The sequence below is a fragment of the Acinetobacter sp. LT1 genome (genome assembly GCF_059800965.1).
Map to the genome: position 1 here is coordinate 13,561 of NZ_JBBAXE010000013.1, position 14,953 is coordinate 28,513.

Sequence of the window (14,953 nt, forward strand, 5' to 3'; positions counted from 1 at the left end):
TTTATCCTAATTTATTGACCAACTTTAATGGTAAAACCTTCATAGCAATACTCATTGGTAACCACGGCCACTGTGGCACATAAGCTTTTACAGGTTGTTTTTCGATAGCTTTTACTAAAGCTTTACATCCTGTTTTGGCGTCAACTTCAAAAGGTAAATGTTTAGCACCTTCATTCATTTCAGTTCGGATGTAACCCGGGAAAATGGTGGAGACTTTAATTGGGGTATCCAGTAATTCAGCACGGATACCCTCGGCCAAGTGAGCAACTGCAGCTTTACTTGCCGCATAAGTCGATAAATGTTTTGGTAATCCGCGCATCGCACTCATGGATGACATCACCACCAAATGACCAGCGTTTTGCTCTCTAAAAATTTCAGTCGCCGCCTCACACTGTGCTAAGGCAGAGATAAAGTTTGTTTCAGCTGTGGCTCTGTTAATTTCAAAATTACCTTTACCAATACGACGACCATTTCCGACTCCCGCATTTACAATAATTCGGTCTAAATAGCCAAATTCTTGTTTAAAGGCACGAAATACTTCAAAAACCTGATCGTAATTAGTTACGTCCAGACTTTTTGCAATGACTTTAATACCGTACTGATTTTCAAGTTCAGTTTTTAAAGTCTCTAATCGGTCTAAACGGCGTGCACAAATCGCTAAGTTATAGCCTTTGGCTGCAAATTCATGCGCCATACCCGCGCCCAATCCAGAACTTGCACCTGTAATTAAAATTGTCTTTGCCATGCTTTTATCCTTATTTTTAAATCCATGTCAGTAAATCTGGACGTTCAGCTTTTATAAAATGATGTTCATTTAAACTTAACACCTGAGCTTCATTTCCAACCAAACGCAAAGTCGTGAGGCTTGTATTCGCGATTGCCCAATTCAACGCAAAAGTTCGATTAGGGCTAAGTTCAAGCAATTTTCCGATTGCTACAGAAATCACACCACCAGAGGTAAAAACCACTGCATAGCGAGGTTTAGTTTTTGCTAACTCATCACAAAGTTGCTGCAATGCTGTTTCGACTCTTTCTTTAAAGTGTGGCCAAGACTCATCATACTCATGATGAAAATCGCCATCTGTCCATCGTCCAATGGCGCCTTCAAATATTTTGGCAAGATAAGCACGCGGGTTTTGTTCTTGTGCAACATCAGCTTTTAAAAGTTCAGGCTGTTCAAAACGCGGTTCATAGCGGGCAAAAACCTGCTGATGATTAAACTCATTCCATAAATTATTATGATGAATTACCGCATCTGGGAAGCATTCATTGAGTGCGAGCTTTGCAGTTTGCTCGTGGCGCTGCATGGTTCCTGCAACCACATACGGTTGTTCTTTCAATATTTGCTTAAAATATTGGCCTAATAAAGTCGCTTGAGCTTCACCATTTTCAGACAACTCATCATAATTACTTTTACCAAATGATGCCTGACCATGTCTTACCAGATAAATTGTGGTCATTTTCTTAAAATACCCTGTATTTTCTGTAGAGATTGCTGAGCAAATTCGGATTCTTGCAGTTTTTGCTGCGCGATAAGTTTTAAAGCTCGAATATGTAGCGCATGAATGACAACCCAGAAATCTTTAAAAGCGGGGTTTCGGGTTTGTTTATGGTAATAACGATAATAGATTTGCTGGGCAATCACGGCTAAACGGAATACACCGAAGACTTCATAAAAAGCCCAGTTTTGAGGCTCCAGACCTGTTTTTTGCAAATAATAGTCAACGACTTCTTTTCGAGAGAACATTCCCTTTAAGTGAGTAGGCTGACGGCGTGTTGATCTAAAAATCATATTATCCGTAGGCTCGACCCAATAGGCCAAAGCGCTACCCAAATCCATTAATGGATCACCCAAAGTCGCCATTTCCCAATCCAATACACCAATCACTTCTGTTGGATGCTCTGGATCTAAAATCACATTATCAAAACGCCAATCATTGTGAATAATACAAGTCGTAGAGTCTTGAGGGATATTATCATTTAGCCATTTTCGGACATATTTAAATGAAGGAACATTGATTGTGCGGACTTTCTCATAGCGCTTATCCCAACCTTCAACTTGTCTACGGCAATATCCTGTTCCTTTACCTAGTTCAGCTAAAGGGGTGTTCTGATAAGGAACTTGATGCAGTTCAATCAACTTATCAATAACGTTTACACAAAGTTGATGAACATCTTCCTCATTAAAACCAAGTTCAGGCGGTAATTTTGCACGAGGAATAATGCCTTCAATTCGTTCCATGACATAAAAATCACAGCCAATGACCGACTCATCCTGACAAAGTGCCACCATTTTAGGAAGTACTGGATAATAAGGTGCAAGGTTTTTCTGCACCATATATTCACGGGCCATATCGTGGGCCGACTTCGCTTTTGTTCCTTTAGGAGGACGTCGTAAAATTAAATCGGTATTTTCATATTTTAAACGATAAGTCCAATTCGACGCCCCGCCCGTATATTGAGTAACAACTGCTGGGCCAACCAACTCAACACCTTGGTTCTTTAACCAGTTTTCAACTGCCCCAATATCAAGCTCTTCACCTTCACGTACTTCACCGCCTACATCAATTACCGACATATTCACTTCCTTTAAGCTTATACTTTCTTATGACGACCATAACCACGTTTGGCCAACTCTAATTTGGCAATCATGCCTTTATGCACTTCATCCGGACCATCAGCTAAACGTAAACTGCGTGCTTGGGCAAAGAAACCTGTTAATGGTGTATCTCTTGAAACGCCCGCACCGCCATGTAGCTGAATCGCCATATCGACTACTTTTTCTAAAACACTCGGAGCGACCACTTTAATTGCAGATATTTCTGTTAAAGCAGCCATATTTCCTAAAGTATCCATTTTATAAGCAGCATACAAGGTTAAAAGTCTGGCTTGATCTATAGCTACTCGAGCATCAGCCACGCGTTCGAGGTTTCCACCGAGTTTTAAAATTTCTTTGCCAAACGCCGTTCTAGACATGCCTCTATCGACCATGAGTTCTAGTGCTTTTTCAGCAGCTCCAATACAGCGCATGCAATGGTGAATACGCCCTGGACCTAAACGGCCTTGTGCAATTTCAAAACCTTGCCCCGCTCCACCAATAAAGTTTTCAATAGGTACTCGAACATTATTAAAGTGAACCTCACCGTGTCCATGCGGTGCATCGTAGTCACCAAACACAGGTAACATACGTTGAATTTCAATACCTGCCGTATCAATCGGTACTAAAACCATAGAGTGTTGATGATGACGGTCTTTGGTTTCATCAGGGGTATGTGCCATAAAAATAATGACTTTAGCATTTGGGTCACCTAAACCAGACGACCACCATTTTTTGCCATTTAAAACAATTTCATTACCGTCGATGAGTGCAGTCGCTTGCATGTTGGTTGCATCGCTTGACGCAACATCAGGTTCAGTCATGCAAAAAACCGAACGAATTTTTCCGTCCAATAAAGGGTGTAACCATTGCTGTTTTTGCTGCTCACTGCCATAGCGCCATAACAATTCCATATTTCCTGTATCTGGTGCATTACAGTTAAAAACGGTTGGTGCCAATAAACTGCGGCCAGTCAATTCAGCAATATGCGCATACTCTTGAACTGATAACCCAGCACCCAGCTTTTCATCGGGTAAAAACATATTCCAAAGACCGGCTTGTTTAGCTTTAGATTTCAAAGTTTCTAAAAGGTCTGGCCATTGCCATTTTTTCCAGTTTCCATCTGGATTTAGCTCATGAACCTCTTCCCAAAATTTTGCTTCGATAGGTTCTATTTCTTCTAAAATAAATTTTCTTGTTCGCTCAGCAAAATCTTGAGCTTTCTTTGAAAGTTCAAACATTCTTTTTTCCTTCACATCATTATCCGGTCTTTACATCAACATAACTTGAAACTTAATATGAATGAAATGATTTTATTAAATAACACCTCATGAATAATATTCATAACTTGCATGGCCTCGACTTAAGTTTTTTTCACCGAATTGATATCAATTTATATCCGCTTTTTATCGCAATTTATGAGCAAAAAAGTATTTCGAATGCTGCAAGTAGTCTCAATATTACGCAGTCAGCAGCAAGTCATGCTTTGCAACGTTTACGCCAGCAACTTGAAGATGATGTATTCATACGAGTAGGCAATAAAATGTCTGCCACTCCTTTTGCCGAGCAGATTTACCCAACTGTTAAGCAAGCACTTTTAACGATTCAAAATATTAGCCAACAGAAACATGTCTTTGATCCAACCAGTTTAAAAAGCTTAAAAATCGCCGTTCATGATGAGATTGAACCGATTATTCTTCCAAGGCTTTCTCAACATTTTCAAAATCTTAATTTAGATTTGCAGTTTGTGAGTATGAAGCTAGATCGAAAACATATTATGGCGGACTTGGCGACACAACAGCTCGATTTCGTGATTGACCTAGAACAATACTTATCTCCAAAAATTACCTTTGATCATTTGGTAACAGATGAGTTTGTCATTTGCAGCCAACTTAAAGAAGTCGATTTAGCTAGTTATATCAGTGGTCGGCACATTGGTGTTTCGTCACGCCGTACGGGCGCTTTACTTGAAGATATTTATTTAAACCAACACCAAAAAATCTCTAGAAATGTATTTATGCGCTGTCAAAACTATTCAACGGCATTACAAGTTTTAGGAGCTCAAGCCGACGCAATACTCACTATGCCCCGAATGATTTTGCAGCATTTGTCTTATAGTCCTGAAATTTGCTTACATTCTCTGCCTTTTGAGATAACCAATATTAAAATGGGTATGTTTTGGCACGAAGATTTAAGGGATAATTTAAGACATCAATTTCTGCGACATGAAATTATTAAACTTTTTCAGTAAAGCAAATTGATCTACTAAGCTTCTATCGTACAAGGATCAGTAATGAGTAAAGATGAACGGATAATCCAGAATCAGGACAACAAAAAAACGATTCGTCATGAAGATTATATTGCTGGTATTGGTAAAGGCATGGCGATTTTAGATAGCTTTAGTAGTAATCAACATCGTTTAAACATTTCTATGGCTGCTGAAAAAACTGGGCTTACCCGAGCAGCAGCAAGACGTCATTTATTAACTTTAGAATATTTAGGTTATCTTGAGTCAGATAGTCACTATTACTATTTAACTCCGAAAGTTCTTAAATTTTCAGGAGCTTATTTAGGTGCAGCCCAGCTTCCGAAAGTATCTCAGCCTTTATTAAATCTGTTAACTAACCAAACCTCTCTCATTTATTCGGTGATGGTACTTGATGGTTATGAAGCCATTACTATTGCTCGTAGTGCGGCCCACCAACAAACTGACCGTGTAAATCCATACGGCTTACACTTGGGTAACCGCTTACCTGCTCATGCGACATCTGCGGGTAAAATTTTACTGGCACATTTAAGCCAAGAAGAACAATTGGACTGGCTCCAAAAATATCCACTTCAGCGTTTAACTAAATATACGCATGTCGAAAATGATAAATTTCTAGAGTTACTACAAGAGATTCGAGAACAAGATTGGTGTTATTCGCGTGAAGAACACGAATTAGGAGTTCATGCGCTCGCCGTACCGATTTATGGACAAGACTTTAAAGTGGTTGCAGCTTTAAATATTGTTTCTCCAACGATAAAAACAACTGAAGAATATTTAATTCAACATATTCTGCCGTTATTGCAAGAGAGTTCGCGAGATTTGAGACAAGTTCTTTAAATATTGCTTAGGCTATTTTACAGGGTTAATTTTATTTTTGCTTAGGCTATTTGGATAGATTGAACTATCCCGAATAAATGCTTAGGCTATTTCTAAAAGTAATTGAAAGGAATTTTCAAATAACGGATACCATTCGCTTCAGGTTCCGGACAATTTCCACCATTCATATTAATTTGAATTGAAGGCAAAATTAATTTTGGCATTGCCAAAGTAGCATCTCTTTCTTGGCGCATTTTAATGAATGAGTCCTTGGAAACTCGTCGATTTAAATGAATATTGCTTTGCTTTTGAGTTTTTATATCTGTTTGACAGATATATTCATCGCGGCCTTCGGGCTTATAGTCATGGCATAAGAACATACGCATGTCGTCGGGAAGTGTATAAAGTTTTTGTACCGAATCATAAAGCTCAGCAGCACTTCCTTTAGGAAAGTCACATCTGGCCGAACCATAATCAGGCATAAATAAAGTATCCCCGACAAAAACAGCATCAGCGATCACATAGCTTAAGCAAGCTGGCGTATGCCCTGGTGTAGGAATGTTATAGGCTTCTATCCCCCCTATTTTGAAATGTTCATAATCTTCAAACAAATAATCAAAGGGCTGATTTTCATTAAATTTCTTAAAATCAAAATTATAGATAGCCGAAAATGTTTCTTGTACTACCGAGATTTTTTGACTAATCGCAATTGTACCGCCCAATTTAGATTTTAAATATTGAGCCGCAGTCATATGGTCCGCATGTACATGGGTTTCTAAAATCCATTGTACTTTAAAGTTTTGCGCCAAGACATAATCGACGATCAGATCAGCATTGGATGTTTTTGTAGTGGCCGATGCGGCATCGTAATCAAGCACGCTATCAATAATAGCGCATTGAAGAGTCGCTAAATCCGCAACAACATAGCTAAAAGTATTGGTGTTTTCATCAAAAAAATCTTTTACTAGAGGTTGTTGCATAGGCTTAATTTCCTTTATTTAAAATTCGGTAAATAAACATTCCTAATAACATTGCGACAATAAAATAAAGCGCTTCAAAATGCCCTAATCCAATCAGAGTTAAAGCGGGCGCTGGACATATACCTGCTATTCCCCAGCCTATACCGAAAATAAAAGCACCCACAATTAACCTTTGGTCAACCTGTGTATTCGTTGGTAATTGAATTTGTTCATTAAAGAGTGTTTTAGGAGTTTTTATAGCCTTTTGAAATGGAATAAATGCCACAGCAATAGCACCTAACATTACAAACATTAAGCTAATATCCCATTGCCCAAAAATATCTAAAAAACCTAATACCTTTTCTGGATTAGACATGCCAGAGATCATTAAACCTAATGAAAATAAGCTACCAAATAAAAAAGCAAAAATGTTTTTCATAGGATTACCCCATCACATGACGAATGATATAAACCGTTAACATGCCAGCAAACATAAAAACTGCTGTCGCTATCATCGAGCGTTTTGATAACCTGCTCATACCACAAATACCATGACCGCTTGTACAACCCGACCCTAACCGTGTTCCAAAGCCTACAAGTACACCTGCTAGAATAAGTGCAAATGTATTAGCTTTAATTTCAATTTCAGGCTGATAAAAATAACCATATATGAAAGGTGTAATCACGAGTCCCGCAATAAACCAGAATGCCGAACTCTTAAAGGTGTCTTTAGTAGGATTGATGACTTGAGCAAGCAAACCACTGATTCCGGCTATACGGCCATTTATATATAAATACCCAACTGTTGCGATGCCTAGTAATAAACCACCAAAAAAGGCATAGACAATATTTGACATATAACCACTCTTAACAATATATGTTTTTATAATCTGTATTATACGCTGATTCTTTTAGAAATACTTAATATAAAACTTTTGAGTTTATAATTCTTCTTAACAAGAAAAAGCCCCAAGATTTTGGGGCTTTTGTCATTAAATTAGATCTTTAATGCCTAATTGTTCAGGTAACTTTTCCATAACCTTATTCAATCTATTATTTGCTGGAGAGATACAACCTGTGTAATGGCTTAATTTAGTTTCTGTGCCATTAGGTTGAATCCAAGTAATGTAATAGCTAGACATGTCGGTCGCTGTTTGCTGGCAACCCGCAGTTTTTGATTGTGTACCTGTTTCAGGGCGATAAGTTTTTAGATCATCTGCAAGTTTTTTATAATCTTTAACGCTACCTTGAATTTCTTTAACACCTATAGCTTTAGTGTATTGTTTACCTTCAAAGCGAATTAAACCTGTAGGTGTTACTTCTACAGAATAAATCGGACATGCGCCAAAACATGGGCTAGAAGCATAGCGGATTGTCTCTTGTGTATTCGGTGCTTGCTGAACAGAAGCACAACCCATCAAAGCTAAACCAGATAAAGTTGCAAGAACCAAAAATCTCATTACATCACCTATTATTATCAAGTGGCTTTAATTTATCAAATCATACACTTCTTGTCATTAAAGACTATTTTTTGTGATTTTATTCATTATTTAACTTTTAATTTTGCTTAGGCTATTGAGCAAGATAAAAACATTTTCTTTCACCCATAAAAAAAGGCCCATCTTTCGATGAGCCTTAAGCCATAAAAGCTTAAATTCCTGAAATACAAATTATTACTGGATAGTAATAATCTGCGTCGACCATTCTAGCGCAACCCAATAAATTATATAAATATAATATAAGTATATATTTAAGCTCGTTTTTCCAACAAAAAACACCTTATTTTTAAGGTTTAAAACTTAATAATGTTTATTTTTAATTAAAATTCACAATGTTAAGTTAAACAAAACTTAATAAAAGTTAAGGTTTTATTTATAGGTAAAACATCCTAAGGAACTGGTCAATAGTTAAGCTATATCTAGCGTTCAGGCTGAATTGACCATAAGACTATTTCAAGTTTAGCAACAACATCAAGCACTTTTTTACTATTTGGTAAAGCTATCTAGTTAAAAATATAGAATTTACTTTTACTCTTTTATATAAAAAATATATTAAAGGATAAGGCAAAAGAGAAATACTCTCTTTTGCCTTTCTTAATTATTGTTCTAAGCTATAAGCAATCACATAATCACCATGATCAGGTGATTGACGTGCTCCACCTGCGGTAACAACCACATACTGTTTACCTGTTTTAGGTGAAACATAGCTTATTGGTGTTCCTTGGCTACCTACTGGCATGCGTGATTTCCATAGTTCCTTACCTGTAGATGAATCAAATGCACGTAAGTAGTAATCTTGTGTTGCGGCAAAGAAAACCAAGCCACCTTGAGTTGCCATCGGCCCGCCAATTGTTGGCATACCAATCGGTGCCTTTAAGCCCATCTTAATACCCATCGGCCCAGTATTTTCCACTGTACCTAATGGTACTTGCCATGCAACTTGACGAGTTTTCATGTCAATTGCAGTCATGGTGCCAAATGGTGGTTTTTGACAAGGAATACTTAGAGCCGACATAAAGCGGTTTTTATTCACTTTATATGGTGTACCTTTCATTGGTACAGCTCCCATACCTGTGTTTACTTTCTCTCCGCCATTCGCCTGAATCTTAATATCTTCAGGAGTTTGCTCCATCAATTGAATCCACAAACCAAGGCGCATATCGTTCACGAACATATAACGATGAGTCGGGTCAAAAGCGATGCTACCCCAGTTCATACCACCTAAAGAACCCGGGAAGCTTAAAGAAACATCAGTGCCCGGTGCAGTAAATAGGCCTTCGTAACGCATTGACTTGAAGTTAATACGACACATCAGTTGATCGAACGGCGTTGCGCCCCACATATCTGACTCAGTTAAAGTCTGATTACCAATTTGAGGCATTTCAACTGAACGAGGTTGAGTTAAGCTGTATTGTTCACCCGGAATATTGGCAGGTTTAACTGGCTGTTCAATTACTTTAGTCAACGGTTTACCCGTTACTCGGTCAAGAACAAAGAATTGGCCTGATTTGGTTCCAATGACAACAGCTGGTTTAGTCGTACCATCTTTTAATGGGAAGTCAACCAAACTCGGTTGCATTGGTAAGTCAAAGTCCCATAAATCGTTATGAACAGTTTGATAGACCCACTTCTCTTTACCTGTTGTCGCATCAAGTGCTAACACAGAAGTATTGTATTTATGATCCAATGGATTACGGTTACCACCCCAAATATCGACAGATGAACTACCCATAGGTAAGAACACCGTATTCATTTGCGGATCATATGACATTGCAGCCCATGAGTTTGCTGAACTACGTTTATAGGTTTCACCCGGTTTAAGAACATAATTCGGGTTTGGATTGCGCGGGTCAAATGCCCAGCGAAGTTTACCCGTAATCACGTCATAACCACGAATAACACCACCTGGCATATCTGCGGCTACGTTGTCGGCAATACGGCTACCCACCACAATAGTTGTTCCAGCAATAGTCGGTGCAGAAGTCACTTCAAAACGTGGAGCTTTTGTTCCCGCGCCAAGACCTTCTAGCAAATCAACCGTTCCATTTACACCAAAATCAGCACAGCGCTGACCGTTATCTGCATTCACTGCAATTAAACGACCATCAGGTGTATTGGTATATACACGGCGTGGACATTGTGTATTGGTTGCAACCGCAGTTACTGCATTTGCACCAGCTAAAGTTGGTTGTACAAGCGGTTTTGTTGAATCAAAGTATGCAACACCGCGGCAACGTTCCCAAGCATCGGCTGTAGAGTTCACCTCAGCTTTCCAGAGTTGTTTGCCCGAATCAGCATCTATCGCAAAAATGTTGTTATGTGGTGTACATAAAAACACTTTATTTCCAACTTGTAGCGGAGTCATTTGGTCTTCGGCACCATTACCGCTACCCGTTGTAAAGTCGCCCGTTCTAAAGCGCCAAGCTTCTTTTAATTTATGAACGTTATCTCGGTTAATTTGATCGAGAGCAACAAAGCGGCTACCACCTGCATCATTACCATAATTTTCCCAATTTACCTGTTTTTTTGCAGGATCAACTGGTACTAGAGGTAGTTTTTCACCTGAACTTGCTACTGTTGGATGTGGTTGGAACATTTGATAGAGCGCAATCAACATTCCCACAACAACTAATCCACCTACCGCATAGGATGAAGATGCCAAACTCGTTTGAAATTGGTAACGTCGGATTGAAGGCAAAGTAAATAGCAAGGCAGCAAAAAGACCAGCAGGAAACATTAAGCGCGAAAATAACGGCCAAAATTCCCATCCAGCATCAATAAATGACCAAATTACGGTACCAACAAAAACAGCCGCAAAAATCCAGACACCCAGCGCTTTTTTTCGGAAAATACTAATTGCAGAAATGGTGATAAATAATCCCGTTATAAGGAAATACCAAGAACCACCAAGAGATACTAGCTTTCCACCACCTACGATGTAAAAAACACCAGTAGCCAATAAAACTAGACCTAATATAAAACACCATATTTTGAATAAGATATGAAACTTAGAATCTGACTCAGACATAGATCCTACTCCACATATACTGAACCCGAATAGTTCAAGCATTTGGGCCAGTTAAACTATGTCTAACCAGCCATCAATATTGTTAAAAATTGACTTTCACACTAAGACCAGCCACCCAAGCATCATCAACCTCTTTTACACCAGCAGGTTGATGAATATATTGAATGTTTGGACGTAACATGACGGCCGGAGACCATTGATAGGTATAGTTCAACTCGACATTTAGCTCGTCGTCTTGTATTGGAATATAGTCAGATGCAATCGGATCATAGCTGTAATATCCACGACTTTCATTTGTTGCGATCTGTTTATCTTTAGCACGGTCATTAACTACATAATTGGCTATACCAAAACCAATCGAATCATTTGGACGGCTATTAAATGGCCCCTTATACCAAAGAGCAAGTTGTTGAGTACTTTGAACAAAAGTTGTTGCCTTATCATTTACAACGCCATTAAAACTTACATATAAACCGCGTTTCGGATCTTGGCCATTATTCGTCAGTTGTTGTTGTGCATTAAGCCAGAAGCTTTGTTTTCCGTCATGCACTTTACCCGCAGTTTTAATATCATTTGCTTCTGCGGTTGAGTACAACGCACCTACTTTATATTCACCCGGTAAACCATTAAAAGCAGCAAGTTTTGGTTTCCACGCCAGCTCAACAGGTATGGTGGCGCCCTTCACATTGTTCATATCCAGATTAAAACCATCACTGTTTGATTCGGTTTTAATGTTGTCTGGATTTACTTCATACACACCTAATCCCAAAGTCCATTCAGGTGCAAACTGATATTTAACGTTTGTCGCCCAAACACCTACTGGTGAGTTATACCAAATTGAACCGATTGATTTTCCTAACTGCCCACCGCAGAGCAATAAGTTCTGAAATTCACATTGAGAACTGTTAAAGTCCTCTGACATTCCCATACGGCCAAATTTGACCTGTACAGTATTATCAACAAAGCCCTTCTTCACCCATGCTTGGGATAAACGCCAGATTTTACCGCGACCATAAATTTCTTGAGCATTGCCCAATTGGCTAGAACGTGGGTCTTTAATACGCTCGAGAGTTAATGCATTACCATCACGTTTGGTCACAACTAAATTGACTGTTGTATCTTTCCACCCAGCAATTTTTTCTAAATCGAGGTTTGCACCTAAAGAAAGTTGTGCAGCATTTTCAAAAGTATTGCTGTCGTTGTAACCACCATCTAAATTTGTGGCACTTTGGCTCATAATAGAAGCTGTAAATTTATAGCCCTGCTGCTCTAATTGCTGGCGTTTTCCATTCCAGTCACCTAGCAACCATTGACGGTCTTGTGACCAAGGCTCATTCGCGAGCGCAAATTGGCTACCTAATACAGCGAGCGTTAAAACACTCAGTTTCATTAAATTTGACATTTCAAGTCCCTTTTATCATTTCTATATTTCTATGCTGCGCCTCATATGAGGCGCTTTCCTTATTGTTATTTAACACTTGTAAAACCAAGCTCAGATGTTGCGCCAAAACGATCAGTAATATTCGCTGTAATTGAGGCAACTTTTACAGACGGCTTCCAATTCGCTTTTGCGATCCCTTGTGCATCTGTCGCAACAGTTATTGCTCCTAAATATTGCTCAGCTTCTTTTGATGATGCATTTTGATTACCAAAAAATTCAACTTGATAGCGTTGATTTGGCAAGCCATTGACTTCTACAGCAACTGAACCTTTATTTGCAGTTAATTTAGGAGCTTTAATACCCTGATTAGGTTGAGCATTACAGCCTTGTTCATTTGGCTGAGTACATGTTTTTTGTTGTTTAGATGGGTCAACAACCACACCACCACCACGAGAACCTACAAATCCTGCATGCTCAAGTGCAGGCACAGCAAATACAATTGCACCCAAACGCTGATCTGGTACACATGAACCACCCGCTTCACAGCGTTTAATATCTTTACCATTGTCCCAAATCAGGTTTTTAGTCAATGTAATTCTTGCATTTGCATCTTTTTCAGAACGGATGGCTACACCAATACGGTTACCATGTACTTTATTGCTATCAAGAATGTTGCCATCGCCTGTCATGTTGAAACCAATCGAGTTATTGGTCATTTCGTTGTAAGCGATATAGTTACGCTTACCCCAGTTAATCTGTAAGCCATCGGAGTAGTTTTCGAATTTATTACCAACTACGGCATTATCATTACCCCACAAGATTTCAATACCTTGTGATGGTTCAGGATTTGCTTTGGTTGAAACAAAATGATTATTCGCAATTAAGTTAAACGCAGCACCACGTGTCAGCTCTAGACCATCACCATTGTCTTGGAAAATATTGTCTAAAACTTTGTTGTTATTGGTGGTGGTTGCGGTTGGGTTACCTTGACCATCATCACCAGTGAGCATGACACCAGCACCGCCGTAGTTATTACTAATACGGTTGTGTTGGATGAGGTTATTGCTTGAACGGTTAATCAATACCCCAATACAGAAGCGATGGATGTCTAAACCTTTTAAAGTGACATTGTTGACGTCACGCAATACCAACCCCGGTAAAGTCATCGTACGTACATTAGTGCCGTACTGCTCAGGGTTTGCCCCAGGACAAGCTTTTGCACCTTCGCCTTTAATATAATTTGAACCATCAATTGCGATGTATTCGCCAGTTTTATCCCACTGTGTACCAATGATTTTGACAGGTGCTTTAATTTCAGGAAGTGCACTATTTAATTTAATCGCATAAGGCGCTTTACCTACTGCTTGAATCAAAATGTCGCTAGCTTCGCTTGGGTTTGCATTGGCTTGTTCAATTGCCCAACGTAAAGAGCCTTTATTGCTATCGTCTTGATAACGGTCAACCACATAAGTTTGAGCCGCAGCTATGCCTGAAACCATCAAACCTAATGCAAGAGTAGTTAAACGTAATGTATTCATTTCATCATATCCTTATGATTTATGGGTTTGTTGGTTGAACTGTTTGTAAAATCTGTTTGAGCTTGGTCACATCAATTTGACCCGGTGCAGAAGCCTCACCAATCATGCCAAAGCTATAACTTCCGCCCATGTTGGCAGTCGCAACACGCGAAATCGTACCAAGTTGCCCCATCGACATCGTTAACAATGGTTTAGTGGTTTGCTGACTTACTTTTAAAGTTGCGTTCATTAAAGTGAAAACGTCTTGTTTGGATTTTGGCATTACGGCAATTTTTAGAATATCTGCCCCCATTTGATCTTGTTTTAACAGGCGTTTTTCAATTTCATCTTGGCTAGGCGTTTTTTGGAAGTCATGATTAGACATGACAATCAGCACTTTCTTTTGATGTGCTTTTTGAACAATTTCTGAAACTACTTTTTGATCACGGAACATTTCAACATCTAACCAGTCCATGAACGGATTTTTTAAATAAGCCTGATAAGTCTTTCCATAATCAGCATCGCTAATTTCAAGCTGACCACCTTCGTTTTTGGTACGAATTGTGGCAATCATTGGTTTATTGCCTAAAATCTTTTTTAATTCATGCCCCAATGCAATCACTTGTTTCGTATCACTCGCAAAACTGAGTAAGTCGATACGGAACTCTGCCAAATCAGCATCTGCTGTATTCGCAATCACTTGAGCTTGCGCTAAAGCTTGTTCTTTGGTTTTTGCTGTAATTGGAACAATTGTTTTAACTGCTGTAGTCGCAGATTGTGTTTGAGTAGCTAAAGCAACAGGTTCAGCATTTACCTGTGCTGTGAAAAATGGGAGTGCAAGCAAACTTAAGCTTAATAATGTTTTCATTTTCATCTCTGTCATACCAT

General features: G+C 38.9%; 14 protein-coding genes. 2 read left to right on the forward strand and 12 right to left on the reverse strand.

What is annotated here, in order from left to right:
• Nucleotide 1: 1 nt before the first annotated feature.
• From WBW42_RS13280 to WBW42_RS13295, 4 genes are read right to left on the reverse strand one after another with little or no spacing between them, the layout of a single operon-like run.
• On the reverse strand, nt 2-745 hold the full coding sequence (locus tag WBW42_RS13280; protein ID WP_032046800.1) for an SDR family oxidoreductase: 744 nt from the start codon (nt 743-745) through the stop codon (nt 2-4).
• 16 nt (nt 746-761) lie between these two features.
• Nucleotides 762-1,460 (reverse strand): histidine phosphatase family protein, encoded by a 699-nt coding sequence (locus WBW42_RS13285; protein ID WP_013197682.1) that lies wholly within the window; start codon nt 1,458-1,460, stop codon nt 762-764.
• Nucleotides 1,457-2,578, reverse strand: coding sequence for a phosphotransferase family protein (locus WBW42_RS13290; RefSeq protein ID WP_032056014.1), 1,122 nt, complete (start codon nt 2,576-2,578; stop codon nt 1,457-1,459). Before WBW42_RS13290 ends, WBW42_RS13285 begins: the two co-directional genes overlap by 4 nt.
• 17 nt (nt 2,579-2,595) lie before the next feature.
• Nucleotides 2,596-3,837, reverse strand: a complete 1,242-nt coding sequence (locus WBW42_RS13295; RefSeq protein ID WP_032056013.1) for an acyl-CoA dehydrogenase family protein — start codon at nt 3,835-3,837, stop codon at nt 2,596-2,598.
• Nucleotides 3,838-3,926: 89 nt separating this feature from the next.
• On the opposite strand from WBW42_RS13295, the gene WBW42_RS13300 reads away from it, so the two are divergent.
• Nucleotides 3,927-4,847, forward strand: a complete 921-nt coding sequence (locus WBW42_RS13300; RefSeq protein ID WP_032056012.1) for a LysR family transcriptional regulator — start codon at nt 3,927-3,929, stop codon at nt 4,845-4,847.
• Nucleotides 4,848-4,889: 42 nt separating this feature from the next.
• The gene (gene pcaU / locus WBW42_RS13305) at nt 4,890-5,702 is read left to right on the forward strand and encodes an IclR family transcriptional regulator PcaU (RefSeq protein ID WP_032056011.1); all 813 of its coding nucleotides are present in this window, start codon (nt 4,890-4,892) and stop codon (nt 5,700-5,702) included.
• Nucleotides 5,703-5,794: 92 nt separating this feature from the next.
• Here pcaU and WBW42_RS13310 read toward each other — a convergent pair whose 3' ends face one another.
• The 8 genes from WBW42_RS13310 to aroD all read right to left on the reverse strand — a co-directional run bounded on the left by WBW42_RS13310 (nt 5,795) and on the right by aroD (nt 14,933).
• Nucleotides 5,795-6,661 carry an MBL fold metallo-hydrolase gene (locus WBW42_RS13310; protein WP_032056010.1) on the reverse strand — a complete coding sequence of 289 codons (867 nt, stop codon included), beginning with the start codon at nt 6,659-6,661 and terminating at the stop codon, nt 5,795-5,797.
• A 4-nt stretch (nt 6,662-6,665) separates the two neighbouring features.
• Entirely contained in the window at nt 6,666-7,079 is a 414-nt protein-coding gene (locus WBW42_RS13315) for a DUF6691 family protein (protein ID WP_032056009.1), read from the reverse strand.
• Between the two features lie 4 nt (nt 7,080-7,083).
• On the reverse strand, nt 7,084-7,497 hold the full coding sequence (locus tag WBW42_RS13320) for a YeeE/YedE family protein (RefSeq protein WP_005069081.1): 414 nt from the start codon (nt 7,495-7,497) through the stop codon (nt 7,084-7,086).
• A gap of 135 nt (nt 7,498-7,632) precedes the next feature.
• The gene (locus WBW42_RS13325) at nt 7,633-8,091 is read right to left on the reverse strand and encodes a DUF6438 domain-containing protein (protein WP_014206923.1); all 459 of its coding nucleotides are present in this window, start codon (nt 8,089-8,091) and stop codon (nt 7,633-7,635) included.
• Between the two features lie 646 nt (nt 8,092-8,737).
• Nucleotides 8,738-11,167, reverse strand: a complete 2,430-nt coding sequence (locus WBW42_RS13330) for a glucose/quinate/shikimate family membrane-bound PQQ-dependent dehydrogenase (protein ID WP_284105341.1) — start codon at nt 11,165-11,167, stop codon at nt 8,738-8,740.
• An 82-nt stretch (nt 11,168-11,249) separates the two neighbouring features.
• Nucleotides 11,250-12,569: a carbohydrate porin gene (locus tag WBW42_RS13335; protein ID WP_032056007.1), complete on the reverse strand. Its 1,320-nt coding sequence runs from the start codon at nt 12,567-12,569 to the stop codon at nt 11,250-11,252.
• Nucleotides 12,570-12,634: 65 nt separating this feature from the next.
• The gene (locus WBW42_RS13340) at nt 12,635-14,086 is read right to left on the reverse strand and encodes a right-handed parallel beta-helix repeat-containing protein (protein ID WP_032056006.1); all 1,452 of its coding nucleotides are present in this window, start codon (nt 14,084-14,086) and stop codon (nt 12,635-12,637) included.
• Between the two features lie 19 nt (nt 14,087-14,105).
• Nucleotides 14,106-14,933 carry a type I 3-dehydroquinate dehydratase gene (gene aroD / locus WBW42_RS13345; protein ID WP_080777154.1) on the reverse strand — a complete coding sequence of 276 codons (828 nt, stop codon included), beginning with the start codon at nt 14,931-14,933 and terminating at the stop codon, nt 14,106-14,108.
• Nucleotides 14,934-14,953: the final 20 nt, after the last annotated feature.